The 25,056-nt window shown below is 45.9% G+C and carries 23 protein-coding genes; 12 read left to right on the forward strand and 11 right to left on the reverse strand.

Features of this window, described 5'->3' with window-relative positions:
• Nucleotides 1–211 precede the first annotated feature (211 nt).
• The 4 genes from QUA04_RS21765 to QUA04_RS21780 all read right to left on the reverse strand — a co-directional run bounded on the left by QUA04_RS21765 (nt 212) and on the right by QUA04_RS21780 (nt 8,010).
• Entirely contained in the window at nt 212–598 is a 387-nt protein-coding gene (locus QUA04_RS21765; protein ID WP_333260560.1) for a response regulator, read from the reverse strand.
• A 283-nt stretch (nt 599–881) separates the two neighbouring features.
• The gene (locus tag QUA04_RS21770; RefSeq protein WP_333260563.1) at nt 882–4,328 is read right to left on the reverse strand and encodes a PAS domain S-box protein; all 3,447 of its coding nucleotides are present in this window, start codon (nt 4,326–4,328) and stop codon (nt 882–884) included.
• Nucleotides 4,329–4,598: 270 nt separating this feature from the next.
• Nucleotides 4,599–6,521 (reverse strand): response regulator, encoded by a 1,923-nt coding sequence (locus QUA04_RS21775; RefSeq protein WP_333260566.1) that lies wholly within the window; start codon nt 6,519–6,521, stop codon nt 4,599–4,601.
• A 202-nt stretch (nt 6,522–6,723) separates the two neighbouring features.
• Nucleotides 6,724–8,010: a chemotaxis protein gene (locus QUA04_RS21780; RefSeq protein ID WP_333260569.1), complete on the reverse strand. Its 1,287-nt coding sequence runs from the start codon at nt 8,008–8,010 to the stop codon at nt 6,724–6,726.
• 245 nt (nt 8,011–8,255) lie between these two features.
• Between QUA04_RS21780 and QUA04_RS21785 the strand changes: the two genes are divergently transcribed.
• The 3 genes from QUA04_RS21785 (at nt 8,256) to QUA04_RS21795 (ending at nt 12,011) form a co-directional block, all read left to right on the forward strand.
• On the forward strand, nt 8,256–8,450 hold the full coding sequence (locus QUA04_RS21785) for a hypothetical protein (protein ID WP_333260572.1): 195 nt from the start codon (nt 8,256–8,258) through the stop codon (nt 8,448–8,450).
• A gap of 191 nt (nt 8,451–8,641) precedes the next feature.
• Nucleotides 8,642–11,188, forward strand: a complete 2,547-nt coding sequence (locus tag QUA04_RS21790) for an ATP-binding protein (protein ID WP_333260574.1) — start codon at nt 8,642–8,644, stop codon at nt 11,186–11,188.
• 145 nt (nt 11,189–11,333) lie between these two features.
• Nucleotides 11,334–12,011, forward strand: a complete 678-nt coding sequence (locus QUA04_RS21795) for an N-acetylmannosamine-6-phosphate 2-epimerase (protein WP_333260577.1) — start codon at nt 11,334–11,336, stop codon at nt 12,009–12,011.
• A 375-nt stretch (nt 12,012–12,386) separates the two neighbouring features.
• Here QUA04_RS21795 and QUA04_RS21800 read toward each other — a convergent pair whose 3' ends face one another.
• Entirely contained in the window at nt 12,387–12,746 is a 360-nt protein-coding gene (locus tag QUA04_RS21800; protein ID WP_333260580.1) for a phage holin family protein, read from the reverse strand.
• Between the two features lie 214 nt (nt 12,747–12,960).
• Between QUA04_RS21800 and mrdA the strand changes: the two genes are divergently transcribed.
• Nucleotides 12,961–14,775, forward strand: coding sequence for a penicillin-binding protein 2 (gene mrdA, locus QUA04_RS21805; protein WP_333260583.1), 1,815 nt, complete (start codon nt 12,961–12,963; stop codon nt 14,773–14,775).
• Nucleotides 14,776–14,871: 96 nt separating this feature from the next.
• Here the strand turns inward: mrdA and QUA04_RS21810 are convergent, their stop codons facing one another.
• On the reverse strand, nt 14,872–15,612 hold the full coding sequence (locus tag QUA04_RS21810; RefSeq protein WP_333260586.1) for a Uma2 family endonuclease: 741 nt from the start codon (nt 15,610–15,612) through the stop codon (nt 14,872–14,874).
• A 181-nt stretch (nt 15,613–15,793) separates the two neighbouring features.
• Nucleotides 15,794–16,825 carry a hypothetical protein gene (locus QUA04_RS21815; RefSeq protein WP_333260589.1) on the reverse strand — a complete coding sequence of 344 codons (1,032 nt, stop codon included), beginning with the start codon at nt 16,823–16,825 and terminating at the stop codon, nt 15,794–15,796.
• 103 nt (nt 16,826–16,928) lie between these two features.
• On the opposite strand from QUA04_RS21815, the gene QUA04_RS21820 reads away from it, so the two are divergent.
• Together QUA04_RS21820 and QUA04_RS21825 are read left to right on the forward strand one after the other, a co-directional pair.
• On the forward strand, nt 16,929–17,864 hold the full coding sequence (locus tag QUA04_RS21820; RefSeq protein WP_333260592.1) for a metallophosphoesterase: 936 nt from the start codon (nt 16,929–16,931) through the stop codon (nt 17,862–17,864).
• Between the two features lie 27 nt (nt 17,865–17,891).
• Complete coding sequence (locus tag QUA04_RS21825; RefSeq protein ID WP_333260595.1) at nt 17,892–18,374, forward strand: PD-(D/E)XK nuclease superfamily protein; 483 nt, start codon at nt 17,892–17,894, stop codon at nt 18,372–18,374.
• Between the two features lie 88 nt (nt 18,375–18,462).
• Here QUA04_RS21825 and QUA04_RS21830 read toward each other — a convergent pair whose 3' ends face one another.
• Nucleotides 18,463–19,338, reverse strand: a complete 876-nt coding sequence (locus QUA04_RS21830) for a DNA adenine methylase (RefSeq protein ID WP_333260598.1) — start codon at nt 19,336–19,338, stop codon at nt 18,463–18,465.
• Between the two features lie 274 nt (nt 19,339–19,612).
• Between QUA04_RS21830 and QUA04_RS21835 the strand changes: the two genes are divergently transcribed.
• The 4 genes from QUA04_RS21835 to QUA04_RS21850 all read left to right on the forward strand — a co-directional run bounded on the left by QUA04_RS21835 (nt 19,613) and on the right by QUA04_RS21850 (nt 21,405).
• Nucleotides 19,613–19,816 (forward strand): DUF751 family protein, encoded by a 204-nt coding sequence (locus QUA04_RS21835; protein ID WP_190657763.1) that lies wholly within the window; start codon nt 19,613–19,615, stop codon nt 19,814–19,816.
• A 112-nt stretch (nt 19,817–19,928) separates the two neighbouring features.
• Complete coding sequence (locus tag QUA04_RS21840) at nt 19,929–20,075, forward strand: hypothetical protein (protein WP_333260600.1); 147 nt, start codon at nt 19,929–19,931, stop codon at nt 20,073–20,075.
• 83 nt (nt 20,076–20,158) lie between these two features.
• Nucleotides 20,159–20,551: a PadR family transcriptional regulator gene (locus tag QUA04_RS21845; RefSeq protein ID WP_333260603.1), complete on the forward strand. Its 393-nt coding sequence runs from the start codon at nt 20,159–20,161 to the stop codon at nt 20,549–20,551.
• A gap of 320 nt (nt 20,552–20,871) precedes the next feature.
• Nucleotides 20,872–21,405 (forward strand): cofactor assembly of complex C subunit B, encoded by a 534-nt coding sequence (locus QUA04_RS21850; protein WP_333139608.1) that lies wholly within the window; start codon nt 20,872–20,874, stop codon nt 21,403–21,405.
• Between the two features lie 351 nt (nt 21,406–21,756).
• On the opposite strand, the gene QUA04_RS21855 is transcribed toward QUA04_RS21850, so the two are convergent.
• Entirely contained in the window at nt 21,757–22,080 is a 324-nt protein-coding gene (locus QUA04_RS21855) for a DUF3155 domain-containing protein (RefSeq protein WP_015176770.1), read from the reverse strand.
• Nucleotides 22,081–22,186: 106 nt separating this feature from the next.
• Complete coding sequence (locus QUA04_RS21860; RefSeq protein ID WP_333260606.1) at nt 22,187–22,354, reverse strand: hypothetical protein; 168 nt, start codon at nt 22,352–22,354, stop codon at nt 22,187–22,189.
• A gap of 121 nt (nt 22,355–22,475) precedes the next feature.
• Between QUA04_RS21860 and QUA04_RS21865 the strand changes: the two genes are divergently transcribed.
• Both QUA04_RS21865 and QUA04_RS21870 read left to right on the forward strand, forming a co-directional pair.
• Nucleotides 22,476–23,867: an ATP-binding protein gene (locus tag QUA04_RS21865; protein WP_333260609.1), complete on the forward strand. Its 1,392-nt coding sequence runs from the start codon at nt 22,476–22,478 to the stop codon at nt 23,865–23,867.
• 28 nt (nt 23,868–23,895) lie between these two features.
• Nucleotides 23,896–24,588 carry a hypothetical protein gene (locus QUA04_RS21870; protein WP_333260611.1) on the forward strand — a complete coding sequence of 231 codons (693 nt, stop codon included), beginning with the start codon at nt 23,896–23,898 and terminating at the stop codon, nt 24,586–24,588.
• A 94-nt stretch (nt 24,589–24,682) separates the two neighbouring features.
• Here the strand turns inward: QUA04_RS21870 and QUA04_RS21875 are convergent, their stop codons facing one another.
• Nucleotides 24,683–24,916 (reverse strand): hypothetical protein, encoded by a 234-nt coding sequence (locus tag QUA04_RS21875; RefSeq protein ID WP_333260614.1) that lies wholly within the window; start codon nt 24,914–24,916, stop codon nt 24,683–24,685.
• Between the last annotated feature and the right edge of the window lie 140 nt (nt 24,917–25,056).

Raw genomic sequence — 25,056 nt, forward strand, 5'->3', positions numbered from 1 at the left:
CCTACCGGAACTGGTCTAAACTAACTATGTTATTCTACCACAAATATAGTCTGTCTACTTACGCCGAGCTGTACTAGAAAGCGGATTTTCGATCGTCATCCGGCTTTAATGCCCCCTTGATTCTTCCGTCGGGCTGAGCAGACTTTGTTTGTATACTAACAGTTTCAACTGCCGAGTTTGATATGCTATCTGCGATGTATTTTACCCCAGTTTAAAGCAACGGTTCCCAACCCAGAATTTCCGCCACTTGCTGTGCCAAACTCAAAGGATCGAAAGGCTTTGCAATCACCCCCGCTACCCCCAAATCAGCAAATTCGCTCAAATCCATCGCCTGCACCTTAGCCGTCAGGAAAATCACCGGAATCCCGCGAGTAGCCGTATTGTTTTGCAGCAAACCAAACAGAGTAAGTCCGTCGATATCCGGCATCATCACATCTAACAAAATAGCGTCAGGGAGGTGAGTTTCAGCTAAAAGCAATCCTTGGCTGCCGTCGGGCGCGCTTAGTACAATCCAGCCGCCTAAATGTTCCAGACAGGCCTGAATCACGCTGCAGAGGTTTTTTTCATCATCGATGACCAGAATGCGCTTTGCTGACATAATTAAAACTCAAATTTTAAATTAATCATGGTAAACCGAAAAAGGACTTACGCACGCTGCCTCATCAACCGGGTTTCTTGACAGATATAGCAGAAGGAATAAGCAATAAAATTAAGAGTTTCAGCACTTAAAAACGTCCTAATCGTCGGGCGCGGTTGCTATATTGTGCCGCTCACCTACTTTAACCCTGAACAGAAAAATGAACATATCAGCCTCCCAAAATCATCCTACCCGCGTGGGTTGCCAGGAACTTGAGCTGTAGCGAGATCTTACCAAAGCAATCTCAAACCTCCAAACTTTTTCCCCCTTCGCCTTCCAACGGTGCAGGCACTGTGAAATAGAAACTGCAGCCTTGTGAGACAACACTTTCGACCCAAATTCTGCCGCCGTGCTGCTGTACTATGCTGCGACAGATAGCCAAACCCAAACCAGTACCTCCTTTTTGGCGGGAGTCAGAAGCATCGACTTGTTGAAACCGTCCAAAGATAGTTTCTAGTTTATCTCTAGGAATCCCCCGCCCTCGATCTTTGACTTCAAATAAAACCCGATCGCCCAAATCTTCAACCCTGACAGTTACTGTACTCCCTGGAGCCGAGAATTTAATCGCATTGCTCAACAAATTTACCAACAGTTGAACGATTCTGTCGGGGTCAGCCCAAATTTGGGCTGTTTCCGGCAAAATCGACAAATCAATGTTATTTTCCGCAGCCAAAGAAAGTACAGCTTCTGCAGACTTACGCATCAAAACCTGGGCATCGCACCACTGCTTGACGAGGATAACTTGGCTCGAATCGAGCCGTTCTAAGTCGAGAATATCGTTTACCAAACGCACTAACCGTTCGGTATCGCTCGAAGCGATTTCTAACATCTGTTTGGCAGTTTCCGGTCGATTTTTCAGTACCCCAGCCGCCAGCAAACCTAAAGAACCGCGAATGGAGGCAAGTGGCGTTCGCAGTTCGTGGCTGACAATCGAAATAAACTCATTTTTCATTTTTTCAATTGCCCGACTTTCGGTGATATCTGTGACTGTGCCAACGTGACCAATTAGTTGAGAGCTGTCGGAAAAAATCGGAGCTGTTTTAAGCCGACAAAACCGGATGGTTCCGTCTCGCTGGATGTGGCGGAATTCGCAGGAAAATTCCCCATCTAGCGATTGCGATTGAGACCACTTAGACAGAATTAGTTTGAGGTCTTCGCGGTGAACAAACCGCATCCAGCCGTTTCCTAAAGCTGCTGCCGGTGTGAAGCCACCAATTGCTTGACAGCGAGGATTTGTATAGGTACATTTCCCCTCAGTATCGATTTTGAAAATGCCCACGGGGGAACTCTCGCTCAGAGAGCGAAATAAAGCTTCGCTTTCCCGGAGTTCTGCTTGAGAGCTTTCTAGTTCTCTGGTTCGCTGCAAAACTCGCATTTCTAACCGTTCGTTGAGCTGTTGGAGGGCGGCTTCAGCAAGTTTGCGATCGCTAATATCCCGGTGCACTGATACCCAGTGGGTAAACTCACCATTTTCGTCCGCTATGGGCACAATGCTCATTTCTACCCAAAATTCCGTCCCGTCTTTGCGGTAATTGATCGAATCAACCCGCACCGGCTGCCAGGTTTCTAAAGCTGTCCGAACTTGATGGAGACTTGCGCGGTCTGTTTTTTCTCCTTGCAAGATGCGCGGCGTTTTGCCCACAACTTCTTCTAGCGTATAGCCGGTCATCCGCGTGAAAGCTGGGTTGACATAAAGAATTCGCGGGCCCGGTTCTTCAATCGGTTCAGCTTCGGTAATTAACACGGCGTCGTTAGTGGTGGTGACTACTGATTCCAACAGTCGCAACTGTAATTCTCTAGCTTTGCGATCGGTAATTTCTGTAACAGTCCCCACCATCCGCACTGCATCGCCGACTTCGTTGTAAAAAAACTTACCTTTCCCCTCCATCCAGTGAATGCTGCCGTCGGGCCAAACCACGCGGGTTTCGTGACACAAATCTCCTCGCTGGGCGATCGCCTGATTTATAGCATTCTCCATACTTTTTAAATCTTCTGGGTGAATGCAAGTTGCAAAACTTTGATAAGTTCCGGCAAAAGTACCCGGGGTCAACCCAAACAACTCTTCGTGTTCCCTCGACCAAACTATGCGATTTTTCTGCACGTCCCAGTCCCAAAATCCGATTTTGGTAGCCGACAAAGCTAAGCTAAGCTGCTGATTGATTTTCCGCAACTCAATGCTAGTAATAGCAACTCGAAGTTCTCGGGCTATTTCGATTTCGCACGGCTGCCAAGGCAAAGATTTTGACCTCACAGTTTCTTGCCACAACTCAAAGGAAATGCGAGGAGACATCAATCGGCTGCCATCCGGTTGAAGTTCAATCTGCCCCTCTGGTGGACCGGCCCAGTTGACAGTTTGAAGTGCTTCGGGACGGAACCACAAAATGTAATAATTTTGCATCTCGGACATGGCAAGTACCAGTAAACCGCTAGCAACTTCTTTAAACTTCTGGGAGGGGGGATACAGTTTTGAGAGAGAATCTGTATGAAAAATATCATTATTTATTTGAGTTTTTATCCAAGCAATTAAGTTTTCGATTTCTACGACTTCCGGGGTTTGCCCGATGGTTGTTAAATTTTCATTGGCACACACAACTCCACCGGTAGCGCCCACTAAGGCAAGCAATTCATCGCGGTATGTTAGTAAACCTTCTACAAAGCAGTTTTTTTGAGAAATTTCCGTGATAAATTTTTGGCAAAGTTCTTTTAAATAAATTGCATATTCCCGGTCTTCGCTATCTTGTTTGTAACTAAGTTCTAGATTCACAAACTTGGCTAGCAGTTCGCAAGCCGTTCTTGTTTCGTAGTTGACATATTTTCGTGTTGGATGGTGACAGGCGATCAATCCCCAGAGTTTCTTATCTTTGATTAATGTCAGGGTCATGCTAGCGGCAACGTTCATATTTGTGAGATATTGAACGTGGCAAGGCGAAACTGTTCTCAACAAAGAACCGCTCAGATCTAAAGGGCGACCCGTCAGCGGATTGCAGTGAGGAATTAGTTCTACAGGCTGACAGTTAATATCGGGAATAAACCGAATTAAATTCATCTTGAAGAGGTTTCTTGCCTGGGGGGGGATATCGGTAGCCGGGTAGTGCAGTCCCAATAAAGGAGCCAAACTTTCTACTTTATCTTCGGCGACAACTTGCCCCGCACCTGTGGCATCAAATTGATAGACGAGGGCTCGATCGAAACCGATCATCCTCCGCACTTCTTCAACTGCTGTCTGACACAGCACTTGCAGGTTTGGTGTTTTGTGGATTTTGTCGATCGGCTCTTGGACTAAATTATAACAATTGAAATAATCGCTCGTTTTTGGGGAAACAACAGACTCTAGTTCAACAATTAATGCTGAATTTGATTGATGTAGCGTCCCCTCAAAAAAAGACTTGCGGTCTTGACTTTTGAATGATAATCTGATACCGTTACGTTGTTGGTCGTTTTCAAATAAAGCTTTTTCAATAGCCTCAATTTCCTCAGTCTCGACAAATTCCTCTAAAAATTTATTCAAAAGTTGTTCGGGGTAAAGGCCCATCGCCTCAAAAGTATTGTTGCTAACTTGCAAAATTTTCAACGCCGGAGATTCCAGCACCAAAAGGATGCCGTGAGGTTGAATCGAACCCGGGGCATAAATTAGTTCGCAGTCGCTGTTATTGAGAGTGCTTGTGTCTGAGGGCAATACCATTGCTTTCATCTGATTAATACTTCTCTAAATTAGCCTGTGTTCTTGATCAGCGGGCAAGCATCAATCAACAGCACCGCGTCAGAATCACACAATCTAACAATCCCAAGTCTTGGCTAAGGCTTCCTGATTTGTTTCGGACACGCACTGCATATTTGCTCCTAGTTATCCCATTTAAAAAAAAGAATACAACTGTAGGTACGTGATCGAAACCCATATCTCATCATTCATTCCCAGTTCTTCAATTCTTTAATTCTTTAATTTTTTAAATCTAAAATGGGATTAGCGCTGTGCCTGAGCCAGTCTGTTTCTGAGTTGAGTCCGCTCCAAACGATTTAGGAGGCGAGCAATTAATTCCGGTTTCACGATCGGCTTGTTCACGTAGTCGTCAGCACCTGCAACAAACATTTGGCGCACTATTTCCGACTCGGAATGAGCTGTCAAAAATAGCACGGGGAGCTTGCTCCAGCGTAAATCGTTGCGAACGGCCAAACACAGCTCGATACCGCTGTAACCGGGCATCTCCACATCTAAAATTAGCAAATCCGGACAAGTTGTTTCGAGTACCTCCCAGAACTTTTCGGGATCGTCCAATGTTGTTACTTGAAATCCCCAAGGTTGTAGAATCACTTGCAGTGCAGCCAATAGATGCACGTCATCGTCTACCACCATAACTTTTGCTTCAGCAGGGCCAGTCTGGTCGAGTAGTTGGGCGACTGCTTTGAGTATATCTGCTGGGGGCATAGATTTGTGTAAAAAGCCCGAAGCTCCCAAACGAGCAACTTCTATTCGATCGCTCAATTGATTGTGCCCGCTAAAAACCATCACCGGAATTTCCGGCTTTTCACTGCGGAGTTCGGCTAATAGAGAAAGTCCGTTTTCCTGAGATCTGGAAAATGTCAAATCCAGCAAAATCGCGTCGGGAGGCTGTTGAGAAATCGCATTTCTTGCCGCTTGCGGAGAGTTGGCCACTTCTATCTGGAAGCCGGAACCGGATGCTACTGTTTTCAGTTGATCGCTCCCAAAAGTGTCATCATCCACAATCAGCATTCGGCGCTTTTGGGAAACAGCAGGAACCAAATCGCCTTCTGGTTCGGACGACGGGTGATCGAATATCTGTGTGAGCTTCTGCAGAAATCCTTCAATCTGCTGAGCCGTATCCGGTTTCCAGATGTTTTCAGCCATGAACAAATGTTCTATCTGGCGCGCAACTTCTGAACCTTTCGGCAGCCCTAAAGTTCCCAAAGAACCGACTAATTTGTGAGCTTGAGCCTGGGCTTCCTCGCGCAGTTCGCCCTCCAAGGTTCCGCTTTTCAGTTGAGCGATCGCGCGATCGAATATCGCCACCTTTTCTATAAAATTAGCTTTTAAATTTCCCCGCATTTGGGCAATCGCATTCAAGACTTTGAGACGGCGCTCGTCTTTGTTTAATTCCGGCTTCGACCCGCTGGATTCACTAGATAAAGTCTCTTGAGTTTTAGCAGTTTCTGCCGTTTCCTGCCCAACTTGTTGGCTCTCAATCTCCTCCGGCAAACTTTTGAGCCGATAGCCCAATCCGTACACGGTTTCCACTAAATCTACAGTCATCCCGGCTGCTTTCAGCTTCTGCCGCAGCCCCTTGATGTGAGCGGTAACGGCTTCTTCTTGAGGAAATTCGCCGGCCGACCAAATGCGATCGAGGATGGCGCTGCGACTGAAAATGCGCCGGGGATTTCTCAGAAAAAGTTCTAGCAAATTGTACTCTTTGGGAGTCAAGTGCAGCACTTTTTCGGCATAAGTTACTTCGGTAGTGTCCGGGTTGACTTGCAGCTTTTCCCATGTCAAATTTGTACTCGACAAAGTTGCCTTACCCCGGCGCAGCAAAGCCCGAATTCGAGCGATTAATTCTTCGAGATTAAAGGGTTTGACCACATAATCGTCTGCACCTGCCTCTAAACCTTGGACTCGATCGTTGCTGCTATCTAGCGCTGTCAGCAGTAAAATCGGCATTTGGCAGCCGGATGCTCGCAATTTTCGACACAAACTAATGCCGTCTAGTTTAGGAATCAGCACATCCAAAACAATCAGGTCGTAATCGTATGCCTGCACCAAATGCAACGCTGTTTCACCGTCTACTGCCGCATTCACATTGTAATTGTGAGAGTTCAGCGCTTGAGTCAGCAAACTGACTGTAACTGTGTCATCTTCTACTAGCAGGATTTTCATAAACGTCACCTGTCCTTCCCACTCTTCTTGGAACTTTTTATCGGTTTTTGGGGCTAATGAAATAGCCTTTTTACAACTGAATGTAAAAATTCCCCACCTTCAGTATAACAAATAGTATTCTTGAAATAGAATAATTGTAAACTATTATTTTGATATTATTTGTTGTCCTCTCGGACTATTTCATTAGATTCGGGCTGGGATTTTATGGCTTTTTAGACTTCAGCGCCTGCTGAATCTTTTGAATCAGATATTGCGAGGAATCTTGATATTTGGCTAAGTCTTCCAACTCGGAAACTGCTACTTCGGCGTGTTCTCTATCTTGAACTAAAGAATCAGCGGCAACACTTTTTATGACTCTCAAAGGTTCTTGGATAGGGGTCAATGAATTGAATTTTTTTTCGGCTATTAATTCTTCTAACTCTAGGAGTGCCATTTCTGCGCGATCGATCTTGATAGTCACGGATTTAGCCACATTAGCACCTGCTCTTGCTGCCTCCGTGAGTTCGTGAACTCGAAGTTTAAACCGGCTGGCAATTTGCTCCATTTGAGTCCCCAATTCAAAAGTTTTACTTGCCAGTCTGCCAATTTCTAGACTCACTTTGCTCAGACCGCTGGGCTGACTTCCCATTTGATTGGTAACTACAGCCACCTGTACTGCTAAATGCCTGACTTGTTCGATCGCCTCCCGGATGGTTCGGGAAGTGCGGTTAACCGTTTCTAAATCATTAGCTATTGCTTTGCCCACGCCCAAAATTTTATCTGTATTGTTGCAAATAGAATTAGCCCCTTGAAAAGTAGCTTGAAACGCTTGGCGACCTTCCGAAGAAATTAGTTTCGCAATCCTCACAAATCGCTGATTCATTTGAGCAATTTCTTCAGCTTGTTTGACCAGTGCCACTTGCTGGGAACTGGGATGGGTATGCAACTTTTCTGCTTGACGTTGGTGGATTTTTAAAAGCTCATTACATTCGTGAAACTTAGCCTGTTCTTGTTGAAGTAACGCCAAATATTTTTGTCTTTCTCCTCGGTATTTTTGAATAAGTTTGTTGGCTTGCGCTAACAGTTTCGACTGGGCAATCACCAGACTATGAACGTCCAAAAGGCGGTGGCTCTGGTCTTCCATTACCACAATTATCGGCTCATAAATCAAGTCTTTGTGCCTGTTGAAAGAAGCTTGGACAGCATCGTCAACTTTCCAGTTTTCCGAAAGCAGCAAAGGTGGAATTCTAATAAAATCTAACAAGGCTCGAATCGGGTGTGACCCGTAAAGTTCTACGCGATCGGGAAAACTCATTTGCTCTCGAAATTTGACCCGAGAAATCATGCCCAATACTTGTGATTCATGAGTAATAATGACTCCCGGCAGGTCGGGTTCTTGCTCAAATCTTTCAGCCACTACCTGTCCTGGAGTTGCAGCGCTCACTTGGAAGTCGTGACACGGCAGATGTCCGATCGTGAAATCGGGGGTGAGTTGAGTTGGATTGCTCATTTACCCGGATAGTGTTAAGTACAAGTTAACAAATTATATATTAATATTATACTGGAATAAGATTGTTGAAAGTAGTCAACGACCCAACACTCAAGTGACTGGGCTTGGGGCCTCAAACTTCATTTTCAGTTGAGCAGCCTGACACCTTTGATGTCTAGGTTTTTTGAGTAATGACACCAAGCGGATGCGTAGCTAGTCCCCTGTTCTGTCGTTAAGGGTTAAACATTTTTATTTGGGTTAAGGACGTGGCATTAGCCGAACAAGCTCAGAAAACAAAGGCGCGTGCTAACTTCACCCCAGCAATGGGAGTGGAATTGCTTAGTTTCCATCAACAACCCGGTTCACAAACAAAACCAGAAGCGATCGATCATACAGCCGTATCCCTTCCCCCCGTGTCCTCCTACCGCTTTCGCGCTCGTAAAGCGCTGGAGCGCGGGTGACTCGCCCAGAAGAAAGATGAGAACTATAGGGAGAAATTAGCTCTCTGACCCCGGGGCCTTCTATTACCTACTTTCTGACTACTGTCATCTCAAGTCTGTTGGATCGGCCGCGCCTGCTGTGCGCCAGGTTCCGTCCTCACAACAGGGGCATTCATATTTTGTTCTTTAAAACAACCGGGAAAATATCTAGATTGAAACCAAAAACCTTAAATCGGACTTTGCCGCTAGCAACCTTTGAGGCTGCTTACCAGTTGTTACAGCAAATGGCTGAAATCCCAGGGGCGATTTGGCTCACCGACGATGCGATCGCTGATTCTCAAAGTCGGGAAAATTCGTCGGAAAGGTTTGCAGCAGTGGTATCAGAGCATTTTAGCGGGCTGCTGCAGGGCAATCTATTAGATGAGTTCGCAACAAACGGACACAAGCACAGCGAAAAAAATCTCCATTCGGAATTGAATGTGCAGTTGACTTTCGACCCCGAGGCGATCGCCAATTTCCTGTCTCCCCTAGCAGACAAACTCGCAGAAATAACGCCCGCACCCTCCTGGCAAATTGACATTCGCGCCCTCAAACAAGGAATTAAAAATATAAAGCCCAACTCGGCCGTTCTTCAAAGCGAATTCACCCTAAATTTGCTGGATATTCTCGCTGCCAATGCTAGCCAAAATAATCCCCTGTCCCTAGACAGCCAAACAGAAATAGAGGGAAAATTAGCGTCCCAAGTTATAGATCCAGAAACGCTACAGAGCCAGATTGCTGAAGCCGTCAATCAATTACAAATTGCCAGTCCCTGCATTTCATTTTGTCAGCCAGTAGAAGATGCTTTGCAGCAGCAGCTTGAACAAGAGCGACTTTTGAATCAGGTCACAACTCAAATCCGCCAGAGTTTGGAATTGCCTGTAATTTTGTCAAAAGCAGTCGAGCGAGTGCGAGAGTTTTTGGAGGTTGATCGCCTGTTAATTTATCAATTTGAAAAAGTCCCAGCGCCGCACAAGGGCGAGTTAGCTAAAGAAATACCTGCGGCGGTTTCTGGGTCTGGCGAAATCCAAGAAAATTCCGGGTCTTACTTGTATTTAGGTCGCGTTACCTACGAAGCTTTAGCCAACGATGCTATCTCGTCTGTACTGAATTTTACTGAAGACGCCCAGTGTTTTACCCATGGAGTCATTGACCGAGAGAAATATCGCAAAGGTTTGGCTTTGTGCGTCGCGGATGTGGAAACAACTTACTCTTCGCACCCTTGTTTTTTAGAGTTGATGCGGCGCGCCAAGGTGCGGGCGAAGTTGCTAGTGCCGATCGTAGTTCAAGACGACTTGTGGGGGCTACTAATTGCCCACCAGTGTACTTTTCGCGAGTGGGAAGAAAGCAAAAAAACATTTTTGCGACAAATAGCAGAACATTTGGCGATCGCCATTTACCAAGCCGAACTTTATGCACAAGTCCAGCAGCAAAAGCGCACCTCAGAACAGCGCGTAATAGAGCGCACGCGAGAACTGCGCGATGCACTGGTTGCTGCCCAGTCTGCCAGCCTCGCCAAAAGCGAATTTTTGGCAGCTATGAGCCACGAATTGCGGACTCCTCTCACTTGCGTCATCGGCATTTCCGACACGCTGCTGCGGTGGTCTTACGGGAAAGTTGGCAGTAAAGAAGTGCCAGTGCAAAAGCAGCGGCAGTACCTGCAAACTATCCGAGACAGCGGCGACCACTTATTAGAATTAATTAACGATATTTTAGATTTATCGCAAGTAGAAGCGGGAAAAGCAGTATTAAAAATTAGTGAATTTTCACTTTCTAAATTAGCTTCTCAGAGCCTGCACGCCCTCAAAGAAAAAGCTGCGACTAAAGGCGTGGAACTGCTGCAAGAACAGCGGATAAAACAAGAGTGCGATCGCTTCATCGCTGACCCGCGCCGCTTGAGACAAATTCTCTTCAATCTTTTAGGAAATGCGATTAAGTTTACTCCCAAAGGCGGGCGAGTCATCCTGCGAGTTTGGGTGACAGAAGATAAAAATCGAACGCCCGTAGTGCGGCAGCCCGGTACTGCACCTGCTGGCAGTACCGCTGTTTTTCAAATCAAAGATACCGGCATTGGAATTCCCGAAAATCAGCGATCTCTTTTGTTTCAAAAATTCCAGCAGTTGGATTCCCCCTACCGCCGCGAATACGGCGGCACCGGTCTGGGATTGGCCTTAACTAAACAGTTAGTAGAGCTTCACGGCGGCGCGATCGAAGTCAACTCTAAAGTTGATGTCGGCTCTACTTTTACCGTTTTTATACCCATCCAAACTCTAAGCAAAGATGAATCCACAAAATTCACCTATGAAAAATCTAATTCCTCTTTACCGCTGCATTATTCCTCGCCGGGCAGCCTCGTACTCGTGGAAGAAGATGAAGAAACTGCCATGCTGATTTGCGATATCCTGACAGCAGCAGGACTGCAAGTGGTGTGGATGATTGAAGGTTCGGCGGCGGTGGAACAAATTGAACTTTTGCAGCCGAATGCTGTGATTGTCGATATGCGTTTGCCCGGTATGAATGGCTGCGAAATAATTCACCAACTGCGCCAAAAACCAGCTACTGAAAATATTAAGATTCTAGCTTTAAGCGCTAATGAAATTCCGCCCGATCAGATATCTTTCGTGACGGCGGGAGCTAACGATTGTTTGGCTAAACCGATTCACCCTGAGCAATTGCTGGACAAAATTATTTCTTTAATGGCTGGGATTGGTAATGGGTAATACAATTTGAGATTTGAGATTTGAGATTTGAGATTGGGGAATGACTCATTGGATATGGGTTGGGATATGGTCTACAGTTACATTCTTTTTTTGAACTGGTATAATTTGTAATTCCCAATTACCCATTCCCCATCCGCAATTCCCCATGATTAATTGTCACATTCCTACAGGATTAATTGTTTCTTGTCAAGCACCTGCTGATTCGCCGCTGCACGATCCGATCGTAATTGCGGCAATGGCTCGAACCGCCATCAATCGAGGTGCTTCGGGCGTGCGGATTGACACTCCGGCTCACATTGCAGCGGTGCGAAAACAGATATCCGCTCCCATAATTGGGATTTGGAAGCAGCAATTGCCGGGATGCGAGATTTACATTACTCCTCGGTTTGAAGACGCGCGGGCGATCGCCGCTTCTGGAGCCGATATTATCGCCGTTGATGCTACTCTGAGAAACCGTCCTGCTGGTGGCGAAGACTTAAAGACATTAATCGGGCGAATTCACAGCGAATTGGGCAAATTAGTGATGGCGGATGTAGATACAATAGAAGCTGCGATCGCGGCAACGGAAGCTGGTGCAGATACTGTAGCAACTACTCTTTTTGGCTATACTCCCCAGACGGAAAATTTATCGCCGCCGGGATTTGATTTGCTTGCGGAAATGGTAGAAAAGCTTAAGGTTCCTGTTATCTGCGAAGGCGGGATATCGGGGCCGGAAATGGCTAAAAAAGCCTTGGAGTTAGGAGCGGCGGCTGTTGTTGTCGGGACAGATATTACTGGAATTGATCTTAAGGTGACAGCCTATAAGTCGCTGATGGGGAAGTAAGAAGGAAGTTCGGCAACGGATTTTTTAACGGATGTAACGGATTGAAGGAAGTTCGGCAACGGATTTTTTAACGGATGTAACGGATGTAACGGATTGAAGGAAGTTCGACAACGGATTTTTTAACGGATGTAACGGATGTAACGGATTGAAGGAAGAAGGTATCCGCTCAATAATCCGGGGTAAATCGCTCAACGATGCACCTCAAATGACGCAAAATCGTTCCTGAGTGGGTAGTCCGCCCCGAATTATTGAGCGGATACGGAAGAAGGGATAATAAATATTGGGCGATAGAAATCGCTTGTAGGCACAGGCAACGCGCCAGCTAAGGATGGGAAATATCCGGCGATTTCTATCGCCCTTAATCAGGGGAAGTTACTAAATCAGTGCGCCGTTGATAAAGCTGCTAACTACAGCCAAGGCGATCGCCCCCAGTACGGCGCTCCAAAGGCCCATCCGCAAACTAAATCCTTCAACTAACTTCGCAGCGGAGGCAAAAACAATCACGTTCATTACAAAAGCAAACACGCCGGAAAGCAACCCCAGCGTCAGTAGGTTCGGGACGAAAAAAACTGCTTTCAGAATTGGCAAAATTAAAACATTCAACATTCCCAAAACCGCAGCAGAAAAAACTGCTTTCGGTGTGCTGTCTATTTCTACGCCGATCGGGAGTTGAGAAATCAGTAGCAAGCTGCTACCCGTCACCAGCCAAGCAATCAAAAAGTCGATCGGTTCCACAGCGCCCGTACCTCCTTAATAGTTGAATTGTTAAAAAAACCTGATATTTAACATCTACCTTAATCAAAGAATCCGGCTGATTCGTCTGCCAACGGGCCGAATTTATGTCTGTCACTAAAGAGTGAGAAGTTATAATCCCTGTATCATCCGCCAAATAATCCGGATGCAAACCGTATCTACCTGTTAGTTGAATAAAAAGAGCAGATTAATTAATATGGCTGGCGATTTTTCTTTTAACTCTCAAGTCCGATTCGACAAAAAAGGCTTGGACAATCCTGCACGGCAAGGCAGCCGATCGCTCCAAGTTATGGTTTTTATGCTGCTCGTCACTACCTTGGTGACGCTACCAATATTTCGTCTAGCCGAACTGCAACTGGTACAGGGAGCCTACAACCGACAGCGGGCGGAAAATAACCGCATTCGCCCTGTTTCAGTCGCAGCGAATCGCGGTCAAATTTTAGACCGCAACGGCAAAATTTTTGCGGCCAACCGCGTATCTCGGTCGGTCTATGTGTGGCCAAAAGAGCGATCGGCCAAGGACTGGCAAGAGATCGCCGCTACACTGAGCCCAATCGTCAAACTTCCCGCGGCCGAAATTATCAAAAAAATCGATGGAGTTGGCTACAGATCTGCCCTGCCAGTGCGAATTAGTAAGGATATCGATGTAGGTACTTTCGTCGCGTTGGGAGAGCAAGCTAATACTTTGCGGGGAGTTGAAATTCGCGTAGAATCGAGCCGAGACAATCCCAACCAGCAATTAGCAGCTCATCTTTTGGGATACGTCGGCGAAGCTAGTTTAGATCAATTAAAAGCTAATCCTGCATATCCGATGGGAATGATCGTCGGTCAAATGGGAGTTGAAAAATTAGCCAATTCAACTTTAGAGGGCGTTTGGGGAAACCGTTTAATCGAGGTAAATGCTAAGGGCGAGGAAATCCAAGATTTAGGTGTAAAAGAGCCTATTCCCGGCAAACCCGTGCAGCTAACTTTAGATTTAGATATGCAGAAAACTGCGGAAAAAGCTTTGGGCGATCGCCTGGGTGCAGTTGTGGCGATCGACGTGAAAACCGGCGCTCTTTTAACAATGGCTAGTTGGCCGACATTTGATCCCAATATTTTCACCCGCAAGGTAACTCAAAAAGAATGGGATCGGCTGCAAGGGCCAGACAAACCATTTTTAAATCGGGCCGTTCAAGGCTATCCAGTCGGCAGCACTTTTAAGATTGTAACTTCTGTAGCTGGGATGGAGTCTGGCAAGTTTTCTCCTGACTCGACTTTGGTAAGTTCTGCTTCAATTAACATCGGCGGAATTACTTTTAACGAACACAGCTCTGGTTACGGCGTTATCGGTTTCCGCGATGCTTTAGCCTACAGCAGCAATACGTTTTTCTATCAAGTAGGTATGGCCGCAGGCCCGGAAGAAATGGCGAAATGGGCTAAAAAAATGGGCATTGGCGGTACTATTAATTTAGATCTTTTGGGGATAGACGGCGCCAATCACGGTCAAGTTCCGATCCCAGCAGAGAAACAGAAAATGTATGGGGAAGATTGGTATGTTGGCGATACAGTAACAATGGCGATCGGTCAAGGTTTGGTACTTTGTACTCCCCTAGAATTGGCTGTGATGGTGTCAACTATTGCCAATGGCGGTTCGCGAGTGCAGCCGCATTTATTGGCTTCTCAAACCAATACTCCTATAACTCAAAAAATTCCAACAGGTATTAAGCCGGCAACTTTAAACGTCATTAAACAAGGATTGATTGATGTGGTGAAAAAAGGTACAGGCCGCGCCATGAATGACGGTACTATTCCTTTAAGTGCAGGTAAGACTGGGACTGTGGAAATGCCCGGTCATCCTGACAATTCTATGTATGTGGGTTTTGCTCCCGCTGACAAACCTGAAGTTGCGATCGCAGTTATCGTTGAAGGCGGCGGATTTGGTGCTGTCTCGGCGGCACCAGTTGCTCAAGAGGTATTCCGAACCTATTTTCAAAAGCAGGGTTTTAAACCTACTAATAAGCCTTTCTAGTCATTAGTTAATAGTTGACTGTTGGCTGTTGACTGTTCCGATTTTTTGTTATACTTCGATCGCACTATCCTTGATATCTGGGGAAAGTGCGATCGATCAAAAGTTTTCCCCTACCAATCGTCTCACTTCCAAAGTCGATAAATTCATCATTTGCGCCACCTGTTCCAGACTCATTCCAGAATTTAAGAGTTGAGTTACGAGCGATCGTAATGTTGACTCCGCTGCCCGTCTTCCCTGGTTTTCTTCCTTGTGAGTCTTCAAAAACTCACCCGTTTCAGGAACTCTAAACCTCAATTCTCCTGAAATTAGATGCAATTCCAATCCCAGCACTTCACTGAACAACCACAGCGTATCGAAAGCGACATTATTGCCTGCAATCGGCTCATACTGATTGTTTATTAAACGTACTCCCTGTAAAATTGGATTCAGATAATCTCCCGACGGATCATACTGAAAATATTCCCTAACTCCCAAAGCCCGATAAATTTCTGGTTTGGTTTCTTGGTCTTTCGTTTGAGTTGTTTCCGAAGTAATTTCTAACACAAAATCGGGAGTAATTCCGCCTTCTTCCCAAACTTTATAATTATCCCTTTTGCGGTTGGCAACTCCAAACACCACATAAATATCAGGAGCAACAACCGCTTGGTTGTTCCCTTGTTCATAATAAATGAAAGAATTGGCTGACACGTAAACATCCGAACGTTCTTGAAAGTAAAGCTTGACAGCTTCTACGCTGTAAGTCATGTAATCGCGCGTGATGTCGCTTTCAGCCATCGGCTCTCCGTCGCTGCTGGGATATTCAATTTCTAGCTGTTCGACTTGAGTTAAAATTGTCATTTTTCAATTTTCCTCAAAGTTAATTAATTTAATGGTAGCATTCTGTCGGATTTGAGAAAAGTTCCATATCCTCAAAAAAATAAACAGCGGTAAGGTGTGCACTGCACACCTACATAATTAGGTGCTGCGTCCGGGACTGTAAGGCTGGCCTGACGTTTTACAGATACAGACTATTTAAATTCTAATTAACCCCTCTGTATAAAATAATCATTTCCGAACCAACAACCGGACTTCTAGCTATTAACTTGCCTTCCATATTCGCAATTTCTAACTTGCTGAAATCGAGTGAGTTAGCCTCCTTCCACATCTTCGTTGCTAGTTGATTTTGCTCAACTTCGCTGAGTTTGTACCAATCTTCAGCGACTTTTACTGTCAAAATGCTGCTGGAAAAATTAGCTTGAACAGACTCAACTAAACCGCCACCCAGTCGATTCTTAATGTCAGTAACTTGATTTTGAATCGCAGCAATCAGAGACTGTTCGGGCGTCAGCGGTGGCGGTGGGATAATTTCTACTGGTTGCGGTTTTTCCGGAGCCACTAAATCGGGCAACTTGCTTTTGAATTTAGCAGAGATTGGCTCAGACGGTGCGATCGCCTCTGGCGATTTCGGCGTTTCCTGCCCCACAAAATCGCCAAAAGTTGGCGGCGACTGCTGCCCTGCTGGGAGAGGCACTTTTGCTAGTTTCTCCGGCGGTTTTGCCGAAAAACTGTTGAGAGTTAAACCGACTACAACGATCAGAATTGCTGCTATGGCGGCGTTTAAAATTGGATCGGACAGCTTCTGGTTCGTAGATGGTGGCAGTAGCGATCGCACTAGCCGCACAATACTTTGCCAAAGTACACCGACGTTCTGTAAAAAGCTCCCTTCCCTGCGTTGGGATACAGGCTTTTTATCAACTTTTACAGCAACTTTTGGTGGCACGCTGTTAACTTCCGCAGCAACAGCGGGAGGAGTTACTGTTGCTGAGTCAGAAGCGGTGGGTACGATCGGCTTTTCTTGCTGCAACGAGGGTTCGGCTGGTAATTTTTTGCCTTTTTTTCCCAAATTCCCAATCGATGCCATCAAAGTTTTGATTCTCTGATTTTTGGGAACCGCGCTGCTGGCATTTTGAGTTTTGCTGGCCGTGGGGGCAGACTTTGCAGCCGAATCAACCTCCGGTGTCGGAGATTGAGACGGTTCTGGAGTTGACTGGTTTAGTTGTTCTTCTGACATTTTCTCTGCCTTGGGGCGTTGCAAATATATCTAAACGAGATAAATTTTAGTTGAGTCATCTCAACCTTAATTTATCATTTAACTTAGTTGTAACCGAATCCAAATGAGCATCAAACGTCGTCACTTTCTAATTTTAGGCAGTCTCAGCAGCTTAGGTTTTGCCGGAGTCTGGAAAATGTTTCAGCTTCGGACTGCCTGGGGTACAGACGCCAATGCTGCTGTGCCTTCTAACGTTGAGGGAGAAAGGGCGATCGTTCCTTTGCCGGCCTCACCGCCTATTTTACGCTTTATTTCGGTAGCCGACACCGGTACCGGGGCTGAAGGTCAGTATGCTGTGGCTGAGGCGATGGCGCAATATCACCGGGAAAACCCTTTTAATGTTACTGTTCTAGCTGGCGACAATATCTACAATAACGGCGAATTTGAAAAAATTAATGCTGTTTTCGAGAAGCCTTATCAGCCGTTATTGCAGCAAAACGTAAAATTTTATGCTTGTCTGGGAAATCACGACATCCGCACTGCTAATGGCGATCCGCAAGTTAAATATGCGGGTTTTAATATGCAAGGTCGCTACTATACTTTTCGGCGCGATCCGGTACAGTTTTTTGCTTTAGATACCAATCACAATGCTGACTGGGAAAATCAGCTTGTTTGGCTGGAAAAAGAGTTGAGTCAGAGCACCGCACCTTGGAAAGTTGTGTTCGGCCACCACCCGATTTATTCCTCTGGCGTCTACGGATCGAATCAATCTTTTATTAAGACTTTGGCGCCTTTGTTTCAAAAGTACGGCGTGCAGCTTTATATCAACGGACACGAGCATAGTTACGAACGCACTCGCTCGATTAACGGTACGACTTATTTAATTTGCGGTGCCGGCGCGGGCACTCGTCCGGTGAGTCGTTCTGAGTGGACGGAGTATTCTGCTAGCCGCCTGAGTTTTGCGACGTTTGATGTTTATGAAGACCGGATGTTTGTCAGTTCTATCGGTACTGACAAACGGGTTTTCGACCGAGGGGTGATTCAAGTGCGATCGGCTTAATTCAAATTATATTCAGGGGAAAACAAAATGAATAGGGGTTGTCGAGCCAATAAAACTGGTTTTGTTTTAGAAACAACTGTAGAAGGTACGTTGAGAGGCCACGGATATCTCGAAATATGCCCCCAGTTGCCGAAAAAGCGCAAGCGAGATTGGCTCTTAATCTCTACCGAAAATTCCAAGCGATATGCTAAACAAGTTTATATTGGGTCTAGCATCTATGAAACTGAAATAAATGTCGATTTTTATATTGTTGGTTCCGGTTTGTTTCCTCGGGGTCTAATTGTTGAGTGCAAGTGGCAAGAAGATAAAGGTTCAGTTGATGAGAAGTATCCTTACCTCAATTTAAATATTAAAAATTGCTATCCGGTTCCAACTATTGTGATAGTGGGCGGTGACGGTATGAGGCAAGGTTCGATCGACTGGTTGAAAAAACAAATTCCTGACAATCAAAATCTGTTGGCAGTTCACAAGCTCGAAGGTTTCATTACCTGGGCTAACAAATATCTGTAACAGGAGTTACGGAACTTTGCCGGGTGTGGGGCAAACACGTATTGCTTCTACAAGATATGCTTAATTAGAGAGTTTGCTTAAGTGTAAGCTAAAATGAAACTATTAATAATTCTTTAATCTTCCCGCGCTTGCAACTATTAGAATTTATTCCCCTAGATGCTGAAATTTCAATTAGCTTTGGAACAGATTTATTGGGAAAAGCTTGACTATCGTTGTAGATTTTTTCAATAAAATCGCAGTTAGAATTAGACAGCAGAACTTTCACGCCCCGTTCTGCAAGTTCGGCAAAAATATCTCTCAGTTTAAGCTGTTCCGATTCTTTGAAATTATCCCGGCTGTAAGTCGTGAAGTTACTGGTGGCACTGATTGGATAATAAGGCGGGTCAAAATAAACAAAGTCTTCGCTGCTTCTAGTAAAATCCAAAATTTCATCGAATTTCCTGACTTCAATTTGAGCGGGCGCGAGTAAAGATGAGACCGATCGCAGTAAATCTGCTTGACAAATGTTAGGATTTTTGTATCGACCTATGGGAACATTAAATTCACCTTTTGAGTTTTCTCTGTAGAGGCCGTTGTAACAAGTTTTATTTAGGTAAATTAGGCGTGCTGCTTTTTCTGTATCTGTTGTGTAGGAGCGCGATCGCACCCAGTAATAATAATCTTTATTATCCTTGGTATGTTCTAACTGATGATCCTCTAAAAGTAGAATCACCTCCTCAACTTTATCCCTGACACAGCGATAAGCATTAATCAACTCAGGATTAATATCTGTTAAAACAGCTTGCAAACCAGGGTGCTGCTGTGCTAAGTAAAAAAATACAGCTCCGCCACCCAAAAAAGGCTCGTAGTAAGTTGTGAACTTTTCAGGAAAATAAGGTTGATATTGTTCAATCAACCTAGTTTTGCCTCCTGCCCATTTCAGAAAGGGACGTGGCAAGACGAAAGAAGGTGCGGAAGCAGACATTTATCTAGAAATAACGGCCCTATAATATTTATCACAACTAGAACTCAATAGAAATACTTCTGAAGTTCTTACCGGAGGTCGCGTGGCATTAAACAAACAGTGCCGGAGCCATCGGCGAAAAGTTTTCGTTAGAATTATATATGTCAGCCTCGCCGGCAAAAATGCCCGATCGCCCGATCGGCAGATTTAGCTCTGGCTGTGCCAAAATTGTCTAACTCGCTCACAAGTGTTACCAGTCAAAGATCGAGCTGTGACACTTTACCCCACCAAGCTCATGCAAGATTTTATTAATAACGTCTCTCGCTACCCGCGTTTTTTCATTACGATATGCCTGGGAATTTTCTTTTTCCTGTTCGAGCGACTCAAACCCCTGCTCGATCGACCGGCAACTGCGATCGCCCTGATTAGTTCCATTGTAGCGACTTTTGTCTTTCTAACTTTTACACTTCGGGCTATGTTAGGCCTGAGTTCGGTTTAAAACCAAGCTAGAAGGCAAACATCAACGGCAAATTCAGTTGAAACACTAACTTCCAAAGTAACTGCCAACTCTTGCAGGCGATCGCACACTTGACAATAGTCGCTGCGATAGATTGGAAGAGGAAAAAATTGCGCTAGTTACGCCAGTGCTGCTCAACCAAGGCGCAGGCAAACATTACCGAAGTGCAGAACAAGCGTTTGGGGCTATCAACATTCACTGGGGAAATACTGCACCTCTGTTTCCCCGGTGTCCCACTTAATCATTAGGAAGCGGCACACCCCGCCCCGCTTTCCTCTCCCGTTAACCTGACGGTATCACGAGAGTTTCCAGCGGACAAGACAGATGAAGTTTGAACATATCTATCAATTTTTTCAAGACCCCCCTCCTGTTTATCTAAACAAGGAATTAGCTGTGTGTTACATTCTCTCCGTGTTATTGCGCGGAGATTCCTACGGTACAGAACTGATTGGCCAACTAGAGAGGGAATTCCCCATCTACCGACTTTCTGATACCGTTCTCTACAGCGCTCTGAAATTCCTCGAAGATGAAGGCGTAATCACCGGTTACTGGAAAAAAGTAGAAGGACGTGGCCGCCCCCGCCGGATGTATCAAATCCTCGCTGAGTGGCGGCACCAAGCTCAAGACCTCGCTCGTCTCTGGCACGATTACATTGGTCAGGGAAACGGCGCTTCAGAGCGTCGAGCCCACGCCTTAGAAACTGGTCACACGGGTTAGCCGAGTTTGAATCGGATGCCTCAACCCTGGAGATGCTGGCGCTACTTGCAAAGCGATTTGCCCGATTGCCTTCGCTTTGCTCGATCGCCCGCGGCACAGCGATTAAAGCAGCTACACTACGTCAGGACTTACGCATTGTCACTTGAGAATTAGCGACGATGAGGAGATATGGGAATTGGGTGATGGAGAGCAAAACGCCTTGCAGAAGAAGCTTTCTGCGAATTTTGATAACAAAGTGTCTGCGTAAGTCCTCGATCGCTTTCCTATGTCAAGTTCTGTAAAGTAATAGTAGATAATTTCAATTACACAAACTTCTACCGATGGATACTGCTGTTCTTCCTTCAACATTTGTGCTAACGCTACTGCTGGCTGTTGGCTTGTTTTTCTTCATCAAGGCTTCAGTCAAAGATCGAATCGAACAAGTCAAGCTGGCTTCCGAGAGCGCCCAAGAGTCACTGTTAACCGACTTACAACAGTATTTTGCCCAGAGAGCTTACCGAGTTGCAGCCGTCGATGCCCCTAACTATAAAGTCACGTTTGAGGGTTTTGTGCGGCCGAGTTGGTTTCTAGCTATTTTTCTAACTCTGCTGAGTGCAGGCGGCGCTCTGTGCTTGGGACTGGTTTTGGGAATGCTAGTTCCTCAGCAGGGTCAAATTTTCCTAGCTTTGGTACTGCTGTCCCCGCTGGCGGGGGTATTTTACTGGAAAAAAGCTGGACGCTCTGAGCAAGTCTCCCTCAAACTCGAATCAGTTGCTGAGTCGGGAAGCCCAACCAAGAGCTTTGTTACTGTCCGAGCTCACCGCGATGAACTAGCAGCCATGCAAAAAGCTTTAGATTTGAAACCGATCGATTAAAAGTTTGACGCGGAACGTTTTTTGATATGCTAGATGCCGTAGTTAGACTTCTAGCTGACAAACCGATGACTCAAGAGCGACTCTCTCGTTGATAAACCCGTGGCTGTTTTTTTGATCGACTTGTTCGATCGACCAAACAGTCAAAAAAAAACCATTATCGTGAAAGTGCCAATTGTGGCGATCGCCCTTGGGCTGCGATCACGCCTGTTGCGATGGCTCCTTATACCCTAATTTCTAAGGACTTTTCGCAGAAATTTCAGTTGGCACTCTCCAGACAATGAGAACTCTCGCGCTTTTGTTAAAAGACTTAGAAAAACATTGCTGTCAATGTTTTGAGCTAAACATTTTGAGCTATGCGCGACCCGCTGACACCACAGGAATTTTTTCCGTGGTAGCTTCCAACATCACCTTTAAGCTGGGAAACAAGAAATGGTTCTCTTCTACGTATTGGGCTCCAAATAAACCTTTTTCAGCCCAGAAGTATCTGTCAGTGGTATGCTCGTTACGCTTGACTAACAGCAAAGCTGGGGGAGCAATGCCTTCTGCATGGATGAACTTGCGAGCCGCTGTTACGGGTTTATCTTCGCCGCTCTCGATGCTATATTGAGGCACACACTCTAAAATTCTGCGTCCTTCTTGTCGGCGGCGACTCTTGCGTTTGCGTCTCCTGGCCAATTTCTTTACCTCCTCTGTGAGCAGACAGTATGAGCAGACAGGTTGTAATGATAGCTACCAAATCCGAGGCCAGTATATCCGTTCTAGCTCAAAATTTCAACTGTTTTTAATATATCGACATAATCTTAACATTCGTGCCGATCGACAAAAGTGTAGCGGTTGTGGTAGGGTTGGCCGCAAGTTCCACCAAAAGCCCAGGTTGGGGATCGGTGGAAGCTGCGCGGAGGGCGATGCGGGGCAATTTTAGTTCATGAAAGCCCCATGCCTTCAACATAGCTGCCTTCTATCAAAGGGAAGAAATCTGAAATCTAGAAGTCTCTCATCAGTAATCGGCCGCCGATCATTTGTAATTTACTTAGAATTCCGTTAGATATCTTAATGTGGCGCTCATGTTAATGCCAGCCAGTTCAGAATTTGTCAAACTTTGCCGTTCGCAGGTGGCCATCGCCGTTAGTTTGGGAGCGAAATTCAGCGCGGTATACCTGACACAAGAGTTGGTAGAAGGCAGCGAAGCAAAGTTGGTGCCGATCGCAGTTTACCCAGAAACCTCAGCCGAATCAGAAGAAAATCAGGGGTTGAGGTTGCAATCTCCCGAAAGCTCGACAGTAAAACCATTGCCGCGACTACTAGCGCCACCGGTTCTTCCTGTGGAAGAATCAACCGTAGGGGCGATCGCACCCGAACCGCTTCCGGGTAATGAGCGCAGTTCCCATCAGTGTCAAGGCCCGGAGAATGTGTGGCAGCAGCGCAGGCAAATTGTGACGCCTCTGATACACGAGGGAGCTGTAATGGGACTCCTAGTCAGCGGTCGGCAAGACAGGCCTTGGAACGAGCCAGAGGAGGCTCAAATACAACAAATTGCTCGCACCTTAGCCCTAGCCTGCATTTTAGACCAGCGCTCGCAGTGGATGCAGCAGGAATTGGGTACGAGTCGGCAAATCCAGGCTCAGGTTTACGACACGATGCACAATTTGCTCCACCAGTTCAAAAGTCCGCTGACAGCGTTGCGAACTTTTGGCAAGTTGTTAGCGCGGCGGCTGGTACCGGAAGACAAAAACCGCAATGTGGCTTTTAGTATTGTCCGAGAGAGCGATCGGCTGCAAGAGTTGCTCGGCCAGTTCGATCGAACTGTTGACACCGGCGAAGCGCATCTAAAACTGCCATCGGGCACTTCAGAAAAAGCAATGTCCAATGTGGAATCAATCCGGCGGCATTCTCCTCTGTCGCTGTCACCTGCGGCCAATTTGCAGGAATCCTGTTTTGTGGCAGAAGTCTTAAAACCGCTGTTACTTTCCGCCGAGGCGATCGCATCTGAAAGGAATCTGAAATTGGTAGCCGACCTGGAGGCGGATTTGCCACCAGTCTGGGCGAACGATCGAGCTTTGCGCGAGGTTTTGAGCAATTTAATTGACAATGCTTTGAAATATACCCCTGCTGGCTGCCAAATTTATATTAAAGTCAGGTACAAAGCAGCGGATGGCGATCGGGCAGGATACAGCCAATTGCCTGCCATAGCAGTTGCAGTCAGCGACACTGGTTCCGGCATTCCCCCCCAGGATTTAGAGCATTTATTTGAGCGGCACTACCGGGGAGAAAAAGCGCAGACAGAAATTCCGGGCACAGGATTGGGTTTGGCGATCGCCCGCGATTTAGTCCGCCAAATGCAAGGAGAAATAGAAGTATTTTCCCCACTCAATCATGAATGGCTGCCATCTGCTGCCGATCCTTTATTATATCCAACCGATCACGGCACTACCTTTGTGGTTTGGCTACCAGTGAATCAGTAACGAACTCTATTGCTTAGAGACATTTTTTATGAAGCATCTGCCTGTATTCGATAAATTTCCCCAGTTTGCAAATTCTTTAGAATTTTTCAAAAAAAAGTTTTTTTGTGTCCCGTTTTTAGCTGCTTTCAACACTCTGACTGTCCTGATGTTGGTCTGCCTGAGCCTATACGCCAAACTCAACAAGCAGGGAGACGCAGTTGAACGCCTGTTTAGCGATCCTTTTAATGTCTGGTTCCCTTACGAAGGCATTCTCACCGGAGTTTCCGAAGTCCTCTGGTGCATCCCAGTAGCAACTTGTGCATTTACTTTCGGACTGCTGCGCCAAAAAGAGCCACGGAGTCGATCGGCGATATTCTTGTTTTTTAGTGCTTTACTACTCGGAGTCTTTTTCCTGGATGACAGGTTTCGGATTACTTTGATTCTTTCTCGGTTGGGCATATCTATCAAATTTATTTATTTGTGTTATGGTACGGCTGTTTTCCTTTACGGAGTTCAGTTTTGGCGATACATCAAAACCACTCCTTACCTGCCATTAGTCCTAGCATTCCTCTTGTTTGCTATCTCACGGTTTGAGGATCTTTTTGAGTCTCAAAGTCTAGGAGTACACGCGATGTTAGAAGATGGCACTAAATTATTAGCTCTTCTGAATTTAGCACTGTATTTTTTGCACATATGTCATCAAGAAATCTGGCGAGATTTACGGCCAAGGGAAAAGCGTTGATCGCCTCGATGATATGACTATAAAAAAAGCCGTTGCTGAATTAGGGTATCACTAAGCAACGCCGACGATCGTATAGAACCCATTTGAGATCTTTTTACGCGGTGGCTAGTCTTTTAAGCATCAGTCTGATAAAGCAAAGCTTGAGTTTGGCATTTGAACGAGCGAGTGTGCGCTCAAAGTTTTTGACTAAACTTTTGCATCTTTCCACCCAAGCGTTTGAACGTTCAATCACCCATCTAGCCGCCACAGGCACAAATCCCGATTGCCCTTTAGCGAGCTTTTCGGCTTTTGATGGCTTGGCGGAGAGTTCAAATTGAATCTTAGCCATAATCTGAGGATAAATCTCCTCCAAGGCTTGAGTAATTTTCTCAGGGTGGTACCCGTTGTCTAACAACCCACATTCCGCAGATATTCAAGCAGAAGGAAAGGAAGATAGATTCGGAAACACAAAACTCCCAAACGATTGCC

The sequence above is a fragment of the Microcoleus sp. S13_C5 genome, from assembly GCF_036700845.1.
Classification (GTDB): Bacteria; Cyanobacteriota; Cyanobacteriia; order Cyanobacteriales; family Microcoleaceae; genus Microcoleus.

Coding starts and splice junctions, on each gene's coding strand:
- QUA04_RS21835 (WP_190657763.1), top strand. CDS start 19,613: ATGCAAGATTTTATTAATAACGTCTCTCGCTACCCGCGTTTTTTCATT.
- QUA04_RS21795 (WP_333260577.1), top strand. CDS start 11,334: ATGATTAATTGTCACATTCCTACAGGATTAATTGTTTCTTGTCAAGCA.
- QUA04_RS21810 (WP_333260586.1), bottom strand. CDS start 15,612: ATGACAATTTTAACTCAAGTCGAACAGCTAGAAATTGAATATCCCAGC.
- QUA04_RS21770 (WP_333260563.1), bottom strand. CDS start 4,328: ATGAAAGCAATGGTATTGCCCTCAGACACAAGCACTCTCAATAACAGC.
- QUA04_RS21860 (WP_333260606.1), bottom strand. CDS start 22,354: ATGTTGAAGGCATGGGGCTTTCATGAACTAAAATTGCCCCGCATCGCC.
- QUA04_RS21870 (WP_333260611.1), top strand. CDS start 23,896: ATGAAGCATCTGCCTGTATTCGATAAATTTCCCCAGTTTGCAAATTCT.
- QUA04_RS21865 (WP_333260609.1), top strand. CDS start 22,476: ATGCCAGCCAGTTCAGAATTTGTCAAACTTTGCCGTTCGCAGGTGGCC.
- QUA04_RS21850 (WP_333139608.1), top strand. CDS start 20,872: ATGGATACTGCTGTTCTTCCTTCAACATTTGTGCTAACGCTACTGCTG.
- QUA04_RS21765 (WP_333260560.1), bottom strand. CDS start 598: ATGTCAGCAAAGCGCATTCTGGTCATCGATGATGAAAAAAACCTCTGC.
- QUA04_RS21775 (WP_333260566.1), bottom strand. CDS start 6,521: ATGAAAATCCTGCTAGTAGAAGATGACACAGTTACAGTCAGTTTGCTG.
- mrdA (WP_333260583.1), top strand. CDS start 12,961: ATGGCTGGCGATTTTTCTTTTAACTCTCAAGTCCGATTCGACAAAAAA.
- QUA04_RS21825 (WP_333260595.1), top strand. CDS start 17,892: ATGAATAGGGGTTGTCGAGCCAATAAAACTGGTTTTGTTTTAGAAACA.
- QUA04_RS21875 (WP_333260614.1), bottom strand. CDS start 24,916: ATGGCTAAGATTCAATTTGAACTCTCCGCCAAGCCATCAAAAGCCGAA.
- QUA04_RS21780 (WP_333260569.1), bottom strand. CDS start 8,010: ATGAGCAATCCAACTCAACTCACCCCCGATTTCACGATCGGACATCTG.
- QUA04_RS21830 (WP_333260598.1), bottom strand. CDS start 19,338: ATGTCTGCTTCCGCACCTTCTTTCGTCTTGCCACGTCCCTTTCTGAAA.
- QUA04_RS21815 (WP_333260589.1), bottom strand. CDS start 16,825: ATGTCAGAAGAACAACTAAACCAGTCAACTCCAGAACCGTCTCAATCT.
- QUA04_RS21845 (WP_333260603.1), top strand. CDS start 20,159: ATGAAGTTTGAACATATCTATCAATTTTTTCAAGACCCCCCTCCTGTT.
- QUA04_RS21820 (WP_333260592.1), top strand. CDS start 16,929: ATGAGCATCAAACGTCGTCACTTTCTAATTTTAGGCAGTCTCAGCAGC.